This window comes from Alkalithermobacter paradoxus, from assembly GCA_002029295.1.
Taxonomy (GTDB): domain Bacteria; phylum Bacillota; class Clostridia; order Peptostreptococcales; family Peptostreptococcaceae; genus Alkalithermobacter; species Alkalithermobacter paradoxus.
In genome coordinates this window covers 67813-87710 of record MZGW01000001.1, presented here as the reverse complement: position 1 = coordinate 87710, position 19898 = coordinate 67813, and the positions used below count along the sequence as shown (strand labels likewise).

Genomic DNA, 19898 nt, shown 5'->3' with positions numbered 1-19898 from the left:
TTTAACTGCTACATAAATGCCTAAACTCACAATTCTTGCATTCATTCATATACTCATCTTTCACAAAATCATTATCAAAATCGTATCCATTTATGGTGTCTATAACATTCACTATATAGTTTTCATGAGATTTATATTTTTCTTGTGAATATTCTATTTTAACTAGGCTATCTTTATACTGTGGCTGCCAGTATATCATAGATATATCCGATGCACTTATATCTCTTCCGAATATCTTCTTTGACATTCGCTTTAATAAATACATATACAAAATTGTTTGGAAACTATTTTCTAACTTAAACTTATCTAGCTTCTTTTCTTCAGTTTTCCAATCATATATTTCTATTTTTCCATCTTCCTTTATAATTATCAAATCGTATTTTGCTAATAGCCTAATCTTATCTTCATTAATTCTTATCTCATATTCAGGTAAATATATATTTTTACTATCAATTGGCAAAAGCTGTGTTAGGTTATTTATCCAATCATTCAAAGTAGTATTGCTTTGTGTCCCAATTGGTATAGAACTAAAATACCTTTCACAATAAAGATGAAAATCTCTTCCTATTTGCATTCTCCTTGAAATTTCTTCCGACCTTATGTCGTCTTGCCAATGAATTCTTTCTATATACTTAATCTTAAACTTCAAAGGACATCTTAAGAATGTATTTAAAGATGCCTGACTATAATAAAAATGTTTAACACTTCTAACATCCAACATATCTATTTTTCTCACTTTCAATAAATTTCTTAAGCTCTTTTATGTATATCGAAGGAAGTTCTTGATTTTCTTTATGACCAATTAATATTAGATTTTCCTTTGCTCTAGTTATAGCAACATACAAAAGCCTTGCTCTTTCAGATATTGTTTCTTCTCTAGCTTTTATTGTAGGATTTTTTATATCTTCTTCATTTAGAAGTTTCTTTAATGAAGCCCTCAAAAGAGCTAATGGGTTACTGTACTCTTTTTTTAGATAAGCACATTCTCCCATAAATTTATCTGTAAGCTCAACAGGAAAGTGTAAATTAGTAAGCCCAAGTATAAATACACAATCCCATTCAAGTCCTTTAGATTTGTGCAAAGTAGATAAAGTTATTTTACCTGGGGTAGGCTCATATCCTTTAAGTTCATACACGAATTTAGCAAAATAATTGAATTTATTATTTTTACTTTCTTCAAGTTCCTTTGCTATATCTTTAAGTGTCCATTTAGGATTACTTATTAATAAAAACCTTATGTCTGAAGCTATTTTTTCCATCATAGCTTTTTCTTCTCTACTAAACTTTAGCTTCTCTCCTATATACAAAATCAATCTATCTATTGCAAGCTGAGGAAATTCTAAAAATTTTCTAACCAAATCTAAAGAACTAACAAAATCCTTATATACTGATAGTTCTACTATTTCATCAGGAATACAAAGATCTTCATTTGGATATAGTAAATCTTCTAATCTACATTTCTTTATAAAATCGTACAGCTTATAACTATCATCGTATTGTTCATTTATTAGTATATCTTTTAATACAATTTGAAATTTTTCATTATCATAAGGACTTGATATATAATCTAGTATCTTTCCAAGTGTTTTTGTTGTAACTAATTTTTCATTAGATACATCGCTGAGTTCATCATACTCTATATTCATCTTTTGTAGACGTTCTCCTATTTGCCCTATCATATAACCTGTTGGAATAAGTGCTGCAATTGTTTTTTGGGGGTATTTTTCTTTATATAAAGTAACCATCTGAATAAACCTTCTTATTGAATCTTCCCATGAATTCTCTATATACGATGCTATTCCATACTTTGGATTTATTGGGTTTTGAGGATTTTCTCCCTCTGGTACAGTAAGTACAATTTGATTTTCAAGTGCATTCCTGCAAGAACTTACAGGATGATCTTCTCTTACCCAATTAACTAAATAATTAGCAAGGTCTATTACCTCTTTACTACTTCTTCCAGCAGTAAACATTTTTTGAATCCTATCAGCACTTTTACAAAATTCCCTAAAAAATCTTGGGTCTGAAGATGTAAATGTTCCTGTAATACTTTGATTTAAATCACCAACTCTAACTAAATTGCCATGTTTTTGAGCTAATATCTCAAGTATTTTACCCTGAATCTCATTACTGTCCTGACACTCATCTTCAAATATATATGCATATCTATTTTGAAACTTATCTCTCAAGTCTTCATCTTCTTTAAGCAGTTTATATGCCATAAATAACAGATCATTATAATCAACTAATCCTTGCTTTCTAAGATTCAAATCATACGATTCATAAATATCACACGCAAGTTTCATCATATCAGTATAATCAATATCTTTAGTGATATCTTTTAGCATATCTACTGATATTCCTTTACATTTCATCTCTCCTATAAAAGATGTCATGCATCTGGTTAAATTGTCTTCAATACTATCGTACGCACCTTTTATATTTTTCTTTTTATTTGGATCTATAAAGCTATCAAACTCCTTAGTGTACCTTTTCCTAAAATCTATTATAGCCTGTTTTATAAAAGATGCCTGTAACACACTATCTATCATTTTAAATTCATCTGATAGATTCAAAACATCAGGTTTTTCTTTTATTATTTTCATAGCTAAAGAATGAATAGTCATAACCTCAAAGTCCTTAGTTGAGTTTATGCCTTTCTCCTCTAGAAACTTTATAATCCTAGATTTAATATTACTACAAGAACTAGTCATATAAGATAGTATAAGTATCTTACCTGATTCAGTATTTCCTTCTAATATTAGTTTACCTGCAAGATGTGTCAGTATAAATGTCTTCCCAGCTCCTGGTACTGCTGGAAGTGCCATAGTTCCGCTCTCATAATTTATTATATCTTTTTGGTCACTTCTATAATTCAACTTGTTCACCACCAATTGTATCTGACATAATCTGTGAAAGCATTCCACTTTGCTCATGCCCATTTGCAGAATATATACTATCAAATAAATATAATCTTTCTGAGCATCTCTTAATAAGAGATCTAATAATTATATTAAGATAATTTCTTCTATTTCTATCTTCTATATCTTCAGTGTAAACATTGTTTATATCCCACGTTCTAGTTAGAACATATGGATTTTCAAGTTCGGTAATATTTCTAGGAGACCAAAGGTCACTCCCTAAATCTGCCCATATATGCACCTTACTATAATTGGCAGAAGCTAAATATGTAGAAGGTGTCGCTAGCGTAACAAAGCTATCCATCATTCTCTCTTCAATAGCGTAAATAGATTCATTAGACTTTGCACCACTTTTTATAAATCTTATAAATTCTCTGTTAGGATTTTCTATTGCTTTAAACTTAGAAATTATATCTATAAAATTAGTAGCGGAATCTATTATATCCTTGCAAGCGTTTATATTTTCTTTTCCTGCAGGTAAAGTTATTAATATTTCTAGATACACCTTTCTAAAGAATTCATCTATATCTAATGCCTCTTTAGATTTATAGTTATCAACCCAATTTCTTATATATTCGTACTTTTGTAGATATTCATTTCCAACTCTATTAATTATGCTATCATCGCTAAGCTTTGTAAGATAAGAAATCCCATTTTCTATTTTCAATACATTTTTAGTTAGAATCGCTGCTCTTATAGGATCCATATTGGCTATTAGTATAAATAAGCTCTTTACATCATCTTCATTTAATATAATTTCATTAAAATCATGACAAAGACAAGCTAAAACTACAAGAGAATATGCATACTGATTATCAGTTATAGATCTTTTTCTACTTATATTTAAAACCTCATGACCTGCCATTCTTACTTGATCTGTTAATATATATTCTAACACTATATCATTTACGGGGGATATAACACATATATCACTTGGGTTAACCCCTTCATTTAAAAGTCTTACAACTTCTTTACTAATATTCTCTATCATATCGCTTCTTAGTTCAGATGTGTTAACGAAAATACTTTCAGATTTACACTTAGCTTTGTTATTATTAAATATATTGTGAGAAATACAATCTGCTAAATCTTGAAACTCCTTTTTAGTTGCAAATTTGCAATTCAATATTACATTTTCATATTTATTCACCAATTCTTGTTGTATATACAAAGGGTCTGCACCATATCTTACTCCAAATCCTCCATCTGGATTATACATAAGTAGTGCTGTATCTACACTTGGTATCAACTCCTTTATAAAGTCAACTTGAGATGGTGTGCATTCTTCTAAGTTATCTACAATTATATGTTTTATATTTTTTCTTAAATATTGGTGATAAATTGGGTCATTCAAAAGATACTTATTATACAAAAATACACTTAATCCATAATCAATAGTTCCTTCCTGTAAAGATCTTTTGATGTAGTAATCTATAATTACATCCATATCCTTAAATATACTTTGTTTTATCAAATCTTTGTTTTCTAAAGAATTATAAAGTCTAGTTCCTATTTCATTTATAGGTATACTTGGAAGGGCTGCTTTGGTAAGATTGGATATAATAGATATTGCTATTCTATCTGAAGATGAATTTAATCCTAAAAGAAGTCCGCTTTTATTTCTTTGATGTTCAACTAATCTGTGCATCAAACACTGAGATGTTTCAAATGTATGAAAAATTGGCCTTATAGTATTTTTACCTATAAGATCACATTTTTGGATTACTAACGGCCAGAACTTAGTTAGCTCTTTTTGTATAAACCCAAAATATGATGTTATTTTTATTTCTCCACATCCTTTAATATCTAGATTTGATCTATATATTAATGATTGTACTCTATTCAAAACAAATACTAATATTTGTTCACTTTTTATATTTTCATTTTCTATCATATGCTTGTATCTTTCAATAGCCGTAGTTGTTTTACCACTTCCACTACATCCATTAACAACTATACAGTTAGTATCAAACCCATAATTTACTATCTTTCTTTGTATATCATCCATTTTTAAATCACCACCTATTTAATTAAGCTAATACTATAATTATAAACCTTTCGAGGCATTTTAAAAATAAAAAAGTCTTTCTTTGAAAGATTTTATATGAAGGAAATTTATAATTTCTTTACAATTAAAAAAGTGCCTGTTAGGCACTTTCTAAGCTGATATACGCAAAGGTTCTTTACTTAAATCTATTAATTTATCTTCCAATTCTTCTTTTGACATAGTTTCAAATAATATATATCCATCTTTCAATATTTCCTCATAAGTCCATCCACCAGCATTGTTTCTATGAGCAACATAAACTAAATCTCTTTCTTCAACTCTTATTTCTTTAGTTACTTTGTCTTGTACAACGATGTATAGTTTTGGACTTACCAAACTATTTTTTGTCTCTTTTTTTCTAAGTATAAGATTTATAATGCTCATATTTCACAACCTCCATCATTAATTGTTAGTTAATTATTTATCTATTAATAGTATATGTATGTATCTTCTTTTTAGTCACATATTGTTTGTTAAATATTAATCACTTCATGTTTATTCTAACATGCTTTTATTTTTTTTCAATATTATTTTGCTTTTTTATTTTTTTTGCTAGCTTTCATACAAAAATCCAGTATTCTGCTCAGAGTATACAATATTCCATTTGTCTCAGTTTTAACATTTATATTTATCGTTTAGGAAATCGTTTTTTATTTTCATGACTATTTTTAGATATTTTTTTGTCAAAACAATCAACCACTAATGTTTATATACACTAGTGGTTGATTTATACACTTAAGTTCTATTTTTCTATTAACTCTTTTGCTATAAGCTCCAAAACTAATGTTTCTCTTTCAATAGAAAAGCCCATAGATGATTCTTTATTCTCAATCACTTTCTTGTTATGTGCAATAGCTTCATTTATATCAATCCAAACAGAAGACATTCCATTAGCTTGTTCATAATCTTCTAACCTAGCATTCTCAAAATCTTCTTCAACTTTGCATACATAAAAATAAGATACCATATGAATAAGATCATATTCTGCTTTATAATGTGGCCTATACTCATCAATAATTCCAAATTCACTAATTATCTCTATATTCTTAGCCCCTATTTCTTCCTGAAGTTCTCTTTCAAGTCCTTTTATTAAATCTTCATCAAATTCAACTCCACCACCTGGGAAACTATAATCATTGTATCTCTTTGTATAAAGCAATAAAATATTTGAACCATCAAGTATTATTGCCCTAGCAGCTCTTCTTTCAAATATGTTACCTTCAATCTTCTCTACGTCTTTGTGTATCATTTTTTTTATTAATCTCATACTATACCTTCTTTCTGTATTAAGTCTTTCTTAATGCGTTAAAAAAGCCTTCTATCAAAATAGAAGACCTAAGCTACTTTAATAATTCTTACTAATCAAGTATATATAATGTAAATTAAACATCATAATGAAAAATTCTAATGCATTCTCATTTTTTTTAATAAACCTTAACTTTTCTATAGATATTATATAACATAACCCAAAATCCCAAATTAGAAATTCCACTCATTACAGAGTCAATTAAATACCAATTTTTTATTTCTACTGGCGAACTCGTTTGAATAAAGTAAAATGAAATACAATAAAAAACAAAAAAACGTAACTGAGGCAAATGAATGTATCTTATTTTTATATATTATTTTTAAACAGCACATAAAAAAATATGTAGCTAATACAGAGTTAATAATTGTTACTACGAGTAAAATATCAATCATTTTATTGCACACCTCACATTTACTTCGTTACTATATGTATCATTTACAATGTTACCAGAAGTATCTACAACTTCTATTTCTACAACAGCTGCACTAGATATAAAATTTAGTAGTATAGAGTTTGATCCCCTGTCTATATTATACCGTCATTGTCGAAATCTCAATAAGACTACAAACTAAGAAAGAAATAATTTCCCTCATAATTTTTAGATTTCACCTTTTGTTTATATATTTAATCAAGTATAACATTGACTATATACAGTGTCAATTCTTGTTTTTATCGTTAGTTAGTTGTTTACTATTTTCCATATCGAAATAAAAAACGTCTAACAAATTGTTAGACGTTTCAGTTTACAAGTAAATATGAGAGTAAGTCTATAAGCCGAGTTCTGTCTTAGACGATCATCTATCTAGGCCTACTGTTGCCAGTAGACTCAAGCGACCTACCAACGGAACGGGAACGGGCAGCCCCCTTTGTATGTTCCTACTTGGTCTTGCTCCGGGTGGGGTTTACATAGCCAACTAGTCACCTAGTTGCTGGTGAGCTCTTACCTCACCTTTCCATCCTTACCACAAAAGTTGTGGCGGTTTATTTCTGTTGCACTATCCTTAGAGTCGCCTCCACTGGGTATTACCCAGCACCCTTGCCCTACGGAGCTCGGACTTTCCTCATTTATCGTAAAGATAAACGCGATCATCCGACTTACTCACATATTATTAAGTTCATCAACAAAATATATAATATCACATTTTGATTAATTAAGTCAAAAGGTAATTATTACATTCTCATGAATGCTCCTGGTCCTATTGGTAATCCAAATACAGACCAAATTATTAATAATACTGTCCATCCTAATAAGAATGCTAATGAGTATGGAACCATTGAAGAAATTAATGTACCGATTCCAGTTTTTCTGTCATATTTTTGAGCGAATGCTACTATAACTGCAAAGTATGACATAAGTGGAGAAATTATATTAGTTGTTGAATCTCCTATTCTATAGGCAACTTGAGTAAACTCTGGTGTATAACCAAGTCTCATAAACATAGGTACAAATACTGGAGCCATTATAGCCCATTTAGCTGAAGCTGAACCTATGAATAAGTTTATGAATGCTGATACTATTATAAATCCTATTATTAAAGGCATTCCTGTGAATCCAACTGCATCTAGGAAATTTGCACCTTTAACAGCTAATATTGTTCCTAAGTTTGAGTAGTTAAAGTATGCTATAAATTGAGCAGCAACGAAAGATAATACTAGGTATCCACCCATTGTACCCATTGCTTTACCCATTGCATTAGCTACATCTTTATCATCTTTTATAGTTTTAGAAGCTATACCATATACAACTCCTGGTATTAAGAAAAATGCCATTATTATTGGAACTATACCATCCATAAATGCAGAGTGTCCTAATATTTCTCCAGTTTCTGGATTTCTAAGTATTCCGTTAGCTGGAGCAACTAATGCTACTATTACTGCAGTAAATACTAATAATGATATTAATGATGCTCTAAGACCTTTTTTCTCATCGTCAGTTAAGTCTTTTAAGTCTACTTTTTCTTCTCCTTTGTACTCACCAAGTCTTGGCTCAACTACTTTCTCAGTTATCCAAGATCCTATAAGTGTAATTACAAAAGTAGAAACTATCATAAAGTACCAGTTAGCTGTAGCAGCTACCGAGTAGTTAGGATCTAATATTTTAGCAGCTTCTGTACTTAATCCTCCTAATAATGGATCTACTGTTCCTATAAGAAGGTTAGCACTGAATCCTCCTGAAACCCCAGCAAACGCCGCAGCAAGACCTGCTAGTGGATGACGTCCAAAACTTAAGAATATGATTGCACCAAGTGGAACTAATACAACGTATCCAGCGTCTGATGCTACGTTTGACATTATACCTAAGAATACAACAACAGCAGTTATTGCTCTTTTTGGTGTATTTAAAACAACTTTTCTTAATAATGCAGATATAAGTCCTGTTCCTTCAGCTACACCAACACCTAGCATAGCAACTAAAACTGTTCCTAAAGGAGCAAATCCTGTAAAGTTTGAAACAGCTTTTGAGAATATAAATCTAATTCCATCTGGGTTTAATAAACTTACAGCCCCTACTGTAGCTTCTTTAATTTCACCTGTTGCTCTATCGATCATATCGAATTGAACTGAAAGTCCTGCACGAGCAGCGATATCAGATATGATTACAACAGCAACAGCAAATATAAAGAATAATGTTACTGGATGTGGTAATGCATTTCCAACCTTCTCGATCATGTCTAGGAATTTTCCAAACAGACCTTTTTTAGGTTGTGCAACTTGTTTAGTTGACATATATTCGCCTCCTTTAAAATTATTGTGTCTTTATCTATCATTATAAGTAATTATTCGACAATTGTCAACTTAATTTGCATACGTTTTCCTTTCTCTTTATTATTTTTTATTTAATTCATATTATTTGCAATGTACACAGTTCTTGTAATAATAATTATCCTTTCATGCATATTAATGAAGAAAAATAAAAATATTTAATATTTTGTAATAATTGACTGTGCCGTGTATACATAATTGAAAATAATCGCAATTTGTGGTATATTAGAGAAAGATGTAGAATATCATTTTTTTAACTAACTTGTGCAAATTTAAACAAAAAAATACTTTACGGATGGAGAATGAGAATTATGAAAATAGCGAAAACTTCGGGTGTATCTATGGAAAATCTAACTTTAAACAATGTTAAATCTTATACAATGATAATGTTTTCTTTATCACTAATTATATTTGGTTTCTTAGTCGACACTCCTGCTAAAGTATTTAGTGGATTGTACAACATATTAACTCAAACAGACATACTTATTACAGATTATATTGGTGTAGGTGGTATAGGAGCTGCTTTTGTTAATGCCGGTACTTTAACATTGATGTTCATTTTGCTTTTACATGTACTTAAAGTTACATTCAACGGTGCTTCTATTGCATCTTTATTCTTAATAGCTGGCTTTGGCTTATTTGGAAAGAATTTATTTAATGTATGGTTTATAGTTTTAGGTGTTTATTTTTATTCAAGAGTTCAGGGCGATAAGTTTTCAAAACATATATATGTATCTTTATTTGGGACAGCACTAGCTCCTATAGTTAGTGAGATAATGTTTAATTATTCTTTACCTGTAGGGTATAGGGCTCCACTTGCTGTATTAGTAGGTGTTAGTGTAGGATTTGTACTACCACCTCTAGCTACTTATTTGCTAAGAGTCCATCAAGGTTTTAACTTATATAATATAGGTTTTACAGCTGGAATAGTTGGAACTATATTCGTTTCAGTGTTTAAATCATTTGGATATACTCCTAGCCCTAGACTTATATGGAGTAGTGGTAATAATTTAGTGCTTAGTTCATACCTATTTGCAATATCTATCTCTATGATTATTGCAGGATTTATATTAAACGGAAAGTCATTTAAAGGACTAGATAGTATAGCTAAGCGTTCAGGAAGACTGGTTACAGACTTTGCTCTTTTAGATGGTTTTGGTGCTACATTAATTAACATGGGAATCAATGGATTTATATCTACACTTTATGTTATAATAGTAAAAGGCGACTTAAACGGGCCAACAATAGGTGGTATTTTCACAGTTATTGGATTTGGTGCCTTCGGTAAACACTACAAAAATATACTTCCTATATTCTTAGGAGTATTCTTAGGATCTATTATGAAGACTTGGAGCTTAACTGATCCAGCAATTTTATTAGCTGCATTATTTGGAACTGCTCTAGCTCCTATTGCCGGTGAATTCGGGTGGAAATATGGTGTTTTAGCTGGATTCATTCATTCTTCAGTTGTTCTAAATGTAGGTGTTCTTCACGGCGGGCTTAATCTTTATAACAACGGTTTTGCTGCAGGAATTGTAGCTGCAGTTTTAATCCCTATAATAGAGGCCTTCAGAAAGGAAGAAATCTAATGAAACATTTTAAGAAAAGAATTACTAAAATTGTTGATGAACTACTAACTTATATGTTCTATTTAGGTGCTACTGACATAAGTGTTAATGTTAAAGAAGAAGAGAAATTTTTTAAGATTTCTTTAAACTGTAACTATAACATAACTAAAAAACCTAAAATAGACAGATTAGTTAATGCACTAAAGTGTTCTAAGCAAGAAGAAATGGAAGAATATTATTGGGAACTTGCAGGCGAATGCGATGTTGATAACGAGCTTCCTCTAATCGGTATGATGATAGATGAGGCGGAAATAGATTTTGATGATAATTCAATAGAGGTTATATTGTACAGATATAAGTAAAAAAAACGAGCATATGCTCGTTTTTTTACTTATCTAAACTATAAATATGGCAACTATAGTTGTTATTACCATAGCTATCATTACTGGTATAAAATTTCTTTTAGCAAGCTCTATTGGAGATACTTTACATATTGCCGCAGCTGGTATTAATCCCCAAGGTACTATAGTTCCTCCACCAACCCATATAGCTGTTATCTGACCTAATGCCGCTAAAGCTCCTATTTTTACTTTTACTGCTTCACCAAATACCTTAGCTAATGATCCAGCTAGTGATATTCCTGAGAATCCTGATCCGTCTAATCCAGTTATAGCACCTACTGTACTTTCTATTGAGCATACCATAACTTTATTCATAGGTATAGCATTTGATAATGCCAACCCTATATCTGATAATATACCTTGTGATGCTTCTGGTAAATAACCTGTTCCTAAACTTTCAGTGAAAGGTCCTAATTGGCCTAGATAGAAAAATGCAGCTATTGGAATTATTGGAGAAAATACATCTATTCCAAATCCAAATCCACCTTGTATAAATGATGTTATTTTTTCTAAGCAGTCTTTCTTATAGTTTATAAAGCAAATAGCCATTAGTAATATTACCGCCGTTCCACCAATTAATGCTGTAGCATCTCCGCCTTTTAGATCAAACATGAACATCAATATTACATCTATCAGGAACCCTAGAGGTACTATGAAAGCTGATATTTTTGCTTCCTTAGTGTAAGTTTCACTTTCAGAAATTTCTATTCCTGTCTCAACTTGTATTTTCCCTTTTCTTATATCTCTTTCAAGCATATAATATGCTATTCCTATAGACGTTATTGCCATAGTCCAATATAGAATCATACCATCTTTTATTATATCTGTAACTTCTACTCCAGCTGCTGATGCTGTTATTGTAGGAGCTCCTTGAATTACAAAGTCTGTTGATAGTGCCAATCCATGTCCAAACAAATTTATAGCCATAGCAACGCCAATCGCTGGAAGACCTGCCTTTATAGCTATTGGTAAGAATATTGCTCCAACTAATGCAGTAGCAGGAGATGGCCAGAAAAACCATGCAAGTATTAACATAACTATACCAACAGAGAAAAATGCACTTGTTCTATTTTTTATTACCTTTATAAATGGACTTACCATAATTTGAGTAGCTTTTATTTCTTCTAATGCTTTAGATAAAGATACTATTATAGATATAACAAGTATTATACCTATCAATTCTTTTGTTGCAACAATAAATGAGTTAAATATAGTTCCTACTGAGAAAGCTATGTCTTTACTAGCGTAAAGCGCTATACAGAATATACCTATTATACATGGTATAATAGTATCTCTCTTTAGTGCCATTGTTATTAATACAATTAAAATAAATAGAATATAAATATAGTGGACACCTGTTAACATTTTTCTATTCCCCCTTTCTCTTAATTTACATATTATGAATATATAGTGTGTTTTGTGCATATACAAAAGGGGGTAAAAAAAGAGATGGCTATTTTGCCATCTCTTTTTTCGCACTTTTATTTGCTTTAGATAAGAATAATCCAAATATTACTAAAGATATAGATATTCCCAGTATGTTAGACATAGTAACTGGTAATTTAAATCCTTCTGGAGCTTGAAGTATATATGTTGTTGTAACTACAGTCATAAACATAGCTGGTAGTGTACATATCCAGTGAGATTTATTATTTTTGTATAGATAACTTGCTCCTGCCCAAAGCATTATCATAGCTAATGTTTGATTAGCCCAAGAGAAGTATCTCCATATTATGTTGAAATCTATAAAAGTAAGACCTATTCCTATAGCGAATAAAGGAAGTGCTATATAGAATCTCTTTAATAATGCATCTTGCTTAAAGTTTATTGAGTCTGCTATAGTAAGTCTTGCACTTCTAAACGCAGTATCTCCTGATGTTATAGGACATGCAACAACTCCAAGTAATGCAAGTGCCCCTCCTACTTTCCCTAATAAAGAGTTTGATATTTCATTTACAACTACTGCAGGGCCTCCATTTGCAAGTGTTGCAGCAAGACCTTCTGTTCCTCCGAAGAATGCCATTGCAGCAGCTGCCCAGATTAATGCTATTATACCTTCTGTAATCATTGAACCATAGAATATTCTTCTAGCTTCACTTTCTTTTCTAACACATCTTGCCATAAGTGGAGATTGTGTAGCATGGAACCCAGATATAGCTCCACATGCAATAGTTAAGAATAAGAATGGGAATATAGGAGTTCCTGAAGGATGTAAGTTAGATATTGTAAGCTCAGGAATCTCGTATCCTTTGATTAATATTCCTCCAACTATACCAACTGCCATTATAAGTAAAGATGCTCCAAATACTGGATATATCTTTCCTATAACTTTATCAACCGGAAGTACAGTTGCTAATATATAATATGCTATTATTACTACAACCCAGAAAGTTCTATCCCACTTAGTTAAATTACTTAAAAGACCTGCAGGTCCCGTAACGAATACTGTACCAACTAATATTAATAATACTACTGTAAATACCCTCATTATTTTCTTTACACTATCTCCTAAGTATATACCTACTACTTCAGACATGCTTGTTCCTTTATGTCTAATAGATAAAATACCTGAGAAATAATCGTGAACTGCACCGGCGAATATACATCCAAGCACTATCCATAAAAATGCCGCTGGTCCCCAAAGTGCTCCAGATATAGCTCCAAATATTGGACCTAATCCTGCTATATTAAGGAATTGAATTAAGAAAATTCTAGGCCAGCTCATTGGAATATAGTCTACTCCATCTTCCATTTCTATAGCTGGTGTAGGTTTTGAGTCATCAATACCAACCATGTTTTCAACTATTTTTCCATAAACAAAATAACCTAAAATAAGTACTGCAATAGATAAGAAAAACGTTATCATGTTGTTCCTCCTTTTCACTAAATAATTTAATTAAATTATACTAATTTTTCTTAGTAATATATCTATTTCAGCATCAATAGCCGAAAAAAGCACATAAAGTGCATTTAAATGCCCATTATGTGCTTAAACTCCTTTATATTTTTTCTACTCACTGGAATTTCTGTATCTATTCCTTTCACCTTCACTACATAGGTGTTATTAAACCAAGGTATTATTTCCTCTATTTTATCTATATTTACAACAAATGATCTGTGAGTTCTAAAAAACTTTCTTTTTGGTAGCTTGTCCAAAAAATCTGATATACTGCAATTTATATTGTAATTGTCATTAATTGTATAAACAATAGTCTCTCTTTCCTTAGCTTCACAATAACATATATCACTAGGATTTAATACAACCATTTTTTCACTTTTCCACAGAGTGATTTTTCCAGCTTTAGATTTTGTATCCTGACATCTTTGTAGTTTTCTAAGTAAATTTATTATTCTTTCTTCTGAATAAGGCTTTAAAATATAATCAAAGGCTTCTATTTCAAATGCTTCTACGGCGTGTTCTTTATGAGCAGTTATAAATACTATTTTGGGCTTTTCTTTAAAATTATTCACTATTTTACCGAGTGACATCCCATCGAGAGATGGCATACTTATATCTAAAAATATTATATCTGGTTTGTTTTTTTCTAGATAACTAAGTGCAGAAAGTGAATCTTCAAATTCTTTCATTATTTCTATAGAGCTATAATTTTGTATAAAATACTTAAGTTCTTCTCTAGCTGGATATTCATCATCTACTATTATGCAGTTCATATAATCCACCTCCTACTGTATAAAAAAGCTTATTTTTGTACCTTTAGATAGCCTCTGTATATTAAGTCCTTGTCCGTATATAAGCTTTAGTCTATTATGAACATTAGCAAGCCCTATTTTATTTTCACTTATAGTTCCTTTGTATATATTTTCTATTACACCACTATCTATTCCATATCCATCGTCTTCTATTGAAATATATATACCATTTTCATTTCTTTTCTTTATTTCTATTTTCACAGTTCCTTTTCCTTCTCCTTTTAGAATTCCATGTTTTATAGAATTTTCAACTAGTGGCTGTATTATTAAATTAGGTATCTTTATATTTATATCTTCGTCTATATCGTAGGTAACATTTAATTTTTCTCCGAATCTTGCCTTTTCTATTTCTACATATGCCTTTACCTGTTCTATTTCCTTGTTTATACTAATAAGTTCATCTCCACTTTCTAAATTATATCTAAGATAAGTAGATAAATTTATTATAAGCTCTCTAGCTTTAATTGGATTTATTCTTACAAACGATACTATTGTATTTAGTGCATTAAATAGAAAATGAGGATTTATCTGTGCTTGTAGGGCTTTTATTTCAGCTTTGTTCGCCATTTTTTCAAGTTTATCAACTTTGCTTATCTGAAGTTGTGTAGATATCATTTGAGATAACCCTATTGCAAGTTCTTCATCTCTAAATGTTATAGCATTTTCATTTTTGTAATACATCTTAAGAGTTCCTATAACATCTTCTCCATCTTTGAGTGGAACTATTATAGCCGACCTTAATAGACAATTTCTATGTGTACACTCTATATCTGTGCTGTTTTTTAGTATTAGCATGTTACCACTTTGTATTACTTTCTTTGTTGAATTGGTTAAAATCTTCTCTTGTTCTACATGATGATCTTCTCCTAATCCATAGTGAGCAAGTATAGTTGTTTTATCTGTTATAGATACAGCATCTACTCCAACTGATGTCTTTATTATTTCACATATTTTTCTAAAAGAACTATTATTTATATTTCTAAAATGAGGTAAGGTTTTATTAGCTATCTCAAGTGCTAATTTAGCTTGTTTTGCCGCTATTTCTTCTTTTTCTTCGAATATACTTTCTGTTATTGATATTACTATTCCTACACCAATTCCATTTATTAATGTCATTGGAAGATATATTTGTCTTACTATTTCAATTGCTAAATGAAGCGGCCTTGATAAAATGATTATAAGAAGCATAGTTAAATGCTCAATTATAATTCCACTAAATAATCCATGTATCCACCTATCTTTTCTAGGTGATTTTCTATTAACTATACCTCCTGCTACTCCTCCTAGTATTGTAGTTATAAGACAAGGAATAGATGTAATTCCTCCTATATCTATAATTAACCTATGAACACCAGCTATTACCCCAGATAATAATCCTACGAATGGTCCAAATAGTATACCTCCTGTTATAACTCCTATTACTCTAGTGTTTGCAATAGCTCCATTAACTGGAGTACCTATATATGTTCCTAGTATCCCAAATCCACCAAATATAATAGAAAGTATTATCAAGTCTTTCGTACTAAACTCCTCTTTCTGTATTATTTTCTTATAAGGCTTAAGTCGTGATATAAGAAATGCTATCAGTACTACATACCCTAGGTTGTTTATTAGATTTTTAAAAAGCAGAAACATTCCATCATCTCCGTGTAATTAATTATTATATGAGTTAATTATATCAAAATATAATAAAAATAGAGAGATATAATCTCTCTACTCAAATTTAATAAGTCTTATTCCTATAAAAAGAAATACAACTCCCATAGAAATTAAAACTATAGAAGGAACTATCGCCCCCTCAAAGCCATATCCGTACATTGCTATTTTTTGCATACCCTCAACGGCCCACTTTTGTGGAACAAAATTTGCAATAAATAACAATACCTTAGAATCAACAAATTCAAGAGGCCACATACAACCTCCTAACATTGCTGTACTTGTTAAAACTATAGGAGTAACTGCGCTAAGCTGTGAATGCGTTTTTACCATTCCTGAAAGAAGTAATCCAAGGCATGTAACCGCAAATATAAAAGAAACTACTATGAGTAATAATCCTGAAATGCTGCTTCCCCAGTCAATATTAAACATATATTTTCCAGCTAATATCAATACCCCTAGCTGAATTGATCCTATCAAAAATGTCACCAACATAGTCCCCCCTAATATAGCACTATTAGAAACAGGAGATATTATAATTCTTTGCCAGGTATTATTCTGCTTATCGTTTAGTATAGTTCCAACCCCAAATACAATTGTATACATAGAAAAAAATACAGAAAATCCTATCAAACTATACTTTAAAGAATCATAACTTTTGCTTTCTACATTCAAAATTTGTGTAGTAACACTTATAGGTTTATTGTTTTTCCATTCATGTGAAGCCTTTTCATATACTCTATCGTATACATTATTTATATCATATAAATACCTAGCTGCTATATGTGCTATTTTTGAATTATTAATCATCTTTTTTGTGATAGTTGAAACTATATTCTCAAGTACAAAAATATCTCTATCATCATTAGTTTTTATCACAACTATAGATGGAGTTTTGCCGCTTCTTACATCATCTCCAAACCCTTTTTCTATTACGATAGATGTTAATACACTTCCTTCATCTACACTTTTTATAGCATTATCATAATCTGATATATCGTAAATAAAATTATCAAATTGTTTTATTTCCTCTATTATAGCCTTTGAATACTCCGTTTGATCTTTATCTACAATTATAACGCTAGGTCTATATTCACTCATTGAAACACCAAATATAAATGTAAATCCCAAAGCCATTATTGTCATTATAATAAATACCAAATAGTCTTCGCGAAGTCTAAGTAGTCTTAACTTTAGTATACTCATCATAGCTACCCCTCCCCTCTATAACTAATACGTAAACTGCAATACATGTAAATATAATACCAATTACTATAAGTGTTATAATATTAGTAGCTATATCTTTCATTCCATATCCTGAAATAACGCTAAGATATGACTTTAATGCTAGACCATTTAAAGACAATATACTGAACCTTTGTATAAAGCTAGGTAAGATATCTATAGGAAAGAAACTTCCACCTAGTAGTGCCATAATTTGAATTATTACAGATTCAAATGCATTAGCCATTTTATAGTTTCCTACCCTGTATGTTATAGCTGCAATCATAGTACCTAGTCCTGCTATACTAAATACGGAGCATAGTGATATAATTGTAACTAAATACAAATTCCCCCAGTTAACTTTTAGAGTTATTGTTGAGTATATTATCAAAATAGATATTTGACCTAGAGCTATCAAAAATAAGGCTATAAATTTCCCTACAACTACTTTCCACTTCGAAATCCCAGATATCATCATTCTTTGATAAGTTATATTGTCTTTTTCTTCTAGTAACATCTTGCTTCCATAACCAGCTGCAAACAATATAAACATTGTTGCCATAGCAACAGAGTAATAATCCGAACTTGTTATAGGGTCTTTTCCTTTAGTATTTGTATAATTTATGTCCACTTTAGTATCTAGAATAGACTTATTTATTTCTTCTATAACATTGCCTATATATTGGTATTGAATTCCTTCTTCTGTCATCACTTTCTCAAGTACATTCTTGCCTATAATAATTGATGACATCGTATCACAAAACCCATTTATAATCTGCTCTACTATCTGCCTACTTATATATTTATCTGGATCTGCTACAATATCTATTTTAACTTTATTGGTTGATGTAGTTAGAAGATTTATTGTCATATCGTATATAAAATCTTCCTTTAGTATAACTACTGACGATATCTCTCTGTTTTTAAGTAGATTCATTCCTTCTTTTTCATCAACTACTCTATATTGAATTATCTTCTGTATTTCTTCACTTCCTAAAAATTCATCAATAAATATCTTTTCAACGTCTAGCTGTTTTACTATTTCATCGCCATTTATACTTTCATTTCCTAATTTATTTATTTGCTCTTGTCTATCATAGTTTTTTACAATAGCTATCTCAACTCTACTTTTAGGTGTATTCGTGAATGCTCCTTTCAGTGCATAACTTAATATAGTTGTTAGTATTATAGGCATCAAAATTAGAATCCCCAAAGCTTTTCTATCACTGATAAGTACTTTCAAGTCCTTTATAATTATATCTATAGCACCCAAAGTCATCCCCCCTAATCTCTTAAAGCTCTTCCTGTTAAATGAAGAAATACTGTTTCTAAATTAGGCTTTTCAACTTCTATAGATAATATTTCACTATCTAATTGACTCAGTTTATTTATTATATCTTTAAATATATTATTAGCGTTATCACTCAAAACAACTATATCCTCACCTTCTACTTTAACTTCTTTTATATAATCTATAGTTTTTATGTTTTGTATAAGAGTATCTGTAACATCATCAAACCTTAGAGTTATTTTATTATTGTCTTTTATTATTTGAATCAATTCTTCTTTAGTTCCGCATGCTATTATCTTTCCTTTATCCATTATGCTTATCTTATTGCACAACTGCTCTACTTCTTCCATATAGTGGCTTGTATATATTATTGTCATTCCCTGTTTGTTAAGATCTAATATTGTTTGTAATATATGATTTCTCGACTGTGGGTCTATTCCTACAGTTGGCTCATCCATTATAAGTATTTCAGGTTTATGAAGTATTGAAGCTCCTATATTAATTCTTCTTTTCATGCCTCCAGAATACTTTTCTACTTTGTCTTTTAGTCTATCTTTAATACCTATTATTTCTGAAATTTCATCTATTCTTTCTTTTAAGACTCTACCTCTTAGACCATATATATTTCCCCAAAACTTTAGATTCTCATATCCTGATAGTGTTGGATAAAGTGCTATCTCTTGAGGAACAACTCCTAGATTTTTTTGAATAATTTTTGGATTTTTTACTATACTTTCACCTTTATATAATATATCTCCACTGCTAGGTCTAATCAAAGTTGATATCATAGATATTGTAGTTGATTTACCAGCTCCATTTGGACCTAACAAACCTAATATATCACCAGAATTTACCTCAAAGTTTATCCCATTTACCGCTTTTATGCTGTTAAACTCTTTACTTAGGTTTTCTACCTTTAGTAAACTCATACATTTACCTCCTAACGATTTATTTGCTCTTTATTAGTCTATTTCATATAAGTAGATTCTGGAATTAAATTTTAAATT

General features: G+C 30.4%; 15 protein-coding genes and 1 other RNA gene. 2 read left to right on the top strand and 14 right to left on the bottom strand.

Translation table 11 applies throughout. The features are described from left to right. Nucleotide 1 precedes the first annotated feature (1 nt). The 7 genes from CLOTH_RS00450 to CLOTH_RS00420 all read right to left on the bottom strand — a co-directional run bounded on the left by CLOTH_RS00450 (nucleotide 2) and on the right by CLOTH_RS00420 (nucleotide 9004). Nucleotides 2-721, bottom strand: coding sequence for a PD-(D/E)XK nuclease family protein (locus CLOTH_RS00450; protein WP_158080426.1), 720 nt, complete (start codon nucleotides 719-721; stop codon nucleotides 2-4). Next, nucleotides 708-2888 carry an ATP-dependent helicase gene (locus tag CLOTH_RS00445; protein ID WP_408605799.1) on the bottom strand — a complete coding sequence of 727 codons (2181 nt, stop codon included), beginning with the start codon at nucleotides 2886-2888 and terminating at the stop codon, nucleotides 708-710. Before CLOTH_RS00445 ends, CLOTH_RS00450 begins: the two co-directional genes overlap by 14 nt. Further along, nucleotides 2869-4929 (bottom strand): UvrD-helicase domain-containing protein, encoded by a 2061-nt coding sequence (locus CLOTH_RS00440; RefSeq protein ID WP_079410116.1) that lies wholly within the window; start codon nucleotides 4927-4929, stop codon nucleotides 2869-2871. Before CLOTH_RS00440 ends, CLOTH_RS00445 begins: the two co-directional genes overlap by 20 nt. A 150-nt stretch (nucleotides 4930-5079) precedes the next feature. Beyond that, nucleotides 5080-5352 (bottom strand): hypothetical protein, encoded by a 273-nt coding sequence (locus CLOTH_RS00435; protein ID WP_079410115.1) that lies wholly within the window; start codon nucleotides 5350-5352, stop codon nucleotides 5080-5082. A 358-nt stretch (nucleotides 5353-5710) separates the two neighbouring features. After that, nucleotides 5711-6235: an NUDIX hydrolase gene (locus CLOTH_RS00430; RefSeq protein ID WP_079410114.1), complete on the bottom strand. Its 525-nt coding sequence runs from the start codon at nucleotides 6233-6235 to the stop codon at nucleotides 5711-5713. 796 nt (nucleotides 6236-7031) lie between these two features. Continuing rightward, nucleotides 7032-7379: RNase P RNA component class A (gene rnpB, locus CLOTH_RS00425), an RNA gene on the bottom strand. 68 nt (nucleotides 7380-7447) lie between these two features. After that, on the bottom strand, nucleotides 7448-9004 hold the full coding sequence (locus CLOTH_RS00420) for an AbgT family transporter (RefSeq protein WP_079410112.1): 1557 nt from the start codon (nucleotides 9002-9004) through the stop codon (nucleotides 7448-7450). Between the two features lie 347 nt (nucleotides 9005-9351). Between CLOTH_RS00420 and CLOTH_RS00415 the strand changes: the two genes are divergently transcribed. Both CLOTH_RS00415 and CLOTH_RS00410 read left to right on the top strand, forming a co-directional pair. Further along, nucleotides 9352-10629, top strand: a complete 1278-nt coding sequence (locus CLOTH_RS00415) for a DUF1576 domain-containing protein (RefSeq protein ID WP_331721942.1) — start codon at nucleotides 9352-9354, stop codon at nucleotides 10627-10629. After that, complete coding sequence (locus CLOTH_RS00410) at nucleotides 10629-10970, top strand: hypothetical protein (RefSeq protein ID WP_079410111.1); 342 nt, start codon at nucleotides 10629-10631, stop codon at nucleotides 10968-10970. The genes CLOTH_RS00415 and CLOTH_RS00410 overlap by 1 nt, the downstream gene beginning before the upstream one ends. Before the next feature lie 33 nt (nucleotides 10971-11003). Here CLOTH_RS00410 and CLOTH_RS00405 read toward each other — a convergent pair whose 3' ends face one another. The 7 genes from CLOTH_RS00405 to CLOTH_RS00375 all read right to left on the bottom strand — a co-directional run bounded on the left by CLOTH_RS00405 (nucleotide 11004) and on the right by CLOTH_RS00375 (nucleotide 19820). Beyond that, nucleotides 11004-12374: a hypothetical protein gene (locus tag CLOTH_RS00405; protein WP_079410109.1), complete on the bottom strand. Its 1371-nt coding sequence runs from the start codon at nucleotides 12372-12374 to the stop codon at nucleotides 11004-11006. A gap of 88 nt (nucleotides 12375-12462) precedes the next feature. Then, nucleotides 12463-13875 (bottom strand): carbon starvation CstA family protein, encoded by a 1413-nt coding sequence (locus tag CLOTH_RS00400; RefSeq protein ID WP_079410108.1) that lies wholly within the window; start codon nucleotides 13873-13875, stop codon nucleotides 12463-12465. A 104-nt stretch (nucleotides 13876-13979) separates the two neighbouring features. After that, nucleotides 13980-14681, bottom strand: a complete 702-nt coding sequence (locus CLOTH_RS00395) for a LytR/AlgR family response regulator transcription factor (RefSeq protein WP_079410107.1) — start codon at nucleotides 14679-14681, stop codon at nucleotides 13980-13982. 12 nt (nucleotides 14682-14693) lie between these two features. Continuing rightward, entirely contained in the window at nucleotides 14694-16355 is a 1662-nt protein-coding gene (locus CLOTH_RS00390; RefSeq protein ID WP_079410105.1) for a sensor histidine kinase, read from the bottom strand. Nucleotides 16356-16433: 78 nt separating this feature from the next. Then, on the bottom strand, nucleotides 16434-17585 hold the full coding sequence (locus tag CLOTH_RS00385; protein WP_079410104.1) for an ABC transporter permease: 1152 nt from the start codon (nucleotides 17583-17585) through the stop codon (nucleotides 16434-16436). Beyond that, a complete protein-coding gene (locus CLOTH_RS00380; protein ID WP_158080424.1) occupies nucleotides 17554-18873 on the bottom strand; it encodes an ABC transporter permease in 1320 nt (439 codons plus the stop codon). Before CLOTH_RS00380 ends, CLOTH_RS00385 begins: the two co-directional genes overlap by 32 nt. Nucleotides 18874-18884: 11 nt before the next feature. After that, entirely contained in the window at nucleotides 18885-19820 is a 936-nt protein-coding gene (locus CLOTH_RS00375) for an ABC transporter ATP-binding protein (RefSeq protein WP_079410101.1), read from the bottom strand. Between the last annotated feature and the right edge of the window lie 78 nt (nucleotides 19821-19898).

Bases quoted from the DNA above. Each gene is read 5' to 3' on its own strand.
- CLOTH_RS00405 (WP_079410109.1), bottom strand. From the start codon at position 12,374: ATGTTAACAGGTGTCCACTATATTTATATTCTATTTATTTTAATTGTA.
- CLOTH_RS00430 (WP_079410114.1), bottom strand. From the start codon at position 6,235: ATGAGATTAATAAAAAAAATGATACACAAAGACGTAGAGAAGATTGAA.
- CLOTH_RS00375 (WP_079410101.1), bottom strand. From the start codon at position 19,820: ATGAGTTTACTAAAGGTAGAAAACCTAAGTAAAGAGTTTAACAGCATA.
- CLOTH_RS00410 (WP_079410111.1), top strand. From the start codon at position 10,629: ATGAAACATTTTAAGAAAAGAATTACTAAAATTGTTGATGAACTACTA.
- CLOTH_RS00395 (WP_079410107.1), bottom strand. From the start codon at position 14,681: ATGAACTGCATAATAGTAGATGATGAATATCCAGCTAGAGAAGAACTT.
- CLOTH_RS00385 (WP_079410104.1), bottom strand. From the start codon at position 17,585: ATGATGAGTATACTAAAGTTAAGACTACTTAGACTTCGCGAAGACTAT.
- CLOTH_RS00435 (WP_079410115.1), bottom strand. From the start codon at position 5,352: ATGAGCATTATAAATCTTATACTTAGAAAAAAAGAGACAAAAAATAGT.
- CLOTH_RS00450 (WP_158080426.1), bottom strand. From the start codon at position 721: ATGTTGGATGTTAGAAGTGTTAAACATTTTTATTATAGTCAGGCATCT.
- CLOTH_RS00420 (WP_079410112.1), bottom strand. From the start codon at position 9,004: ATGTCAACTAAACAAGTTGCACAACCTAAAAAAGGTCTGTTTGGAAAA.
- CLOTH_RS00440 (WP_079410116.1), bottom strand. From the start codon at position 4,929: ATGGATGATATACAAAGAAAGATAGTAAATTATGGGTTTGATACTAAC.
- CLOTH_RS00400 (WP_079410108.1), bottom strand. From the start codon at position 13,875: ATGATAACGTTTTTCTTATCTATTGCAGTACTTATTTTAGGTTATTTT.
- CLOTH_RS00415 (WP_331721942.1), top strand. From the start codon at position 9,352: ATGAAAATAGCGAAAACTTCGGGTGTATCTATGGAAAATCTAACTTTA.
- CLOTH_RS00390 (WP_079410105.1), bottom strand. From the start codon at position 16,355: ATGTTTCTGCTTTTTAAAAATCTAATAAACAACCTAGGGTATGTAGTA.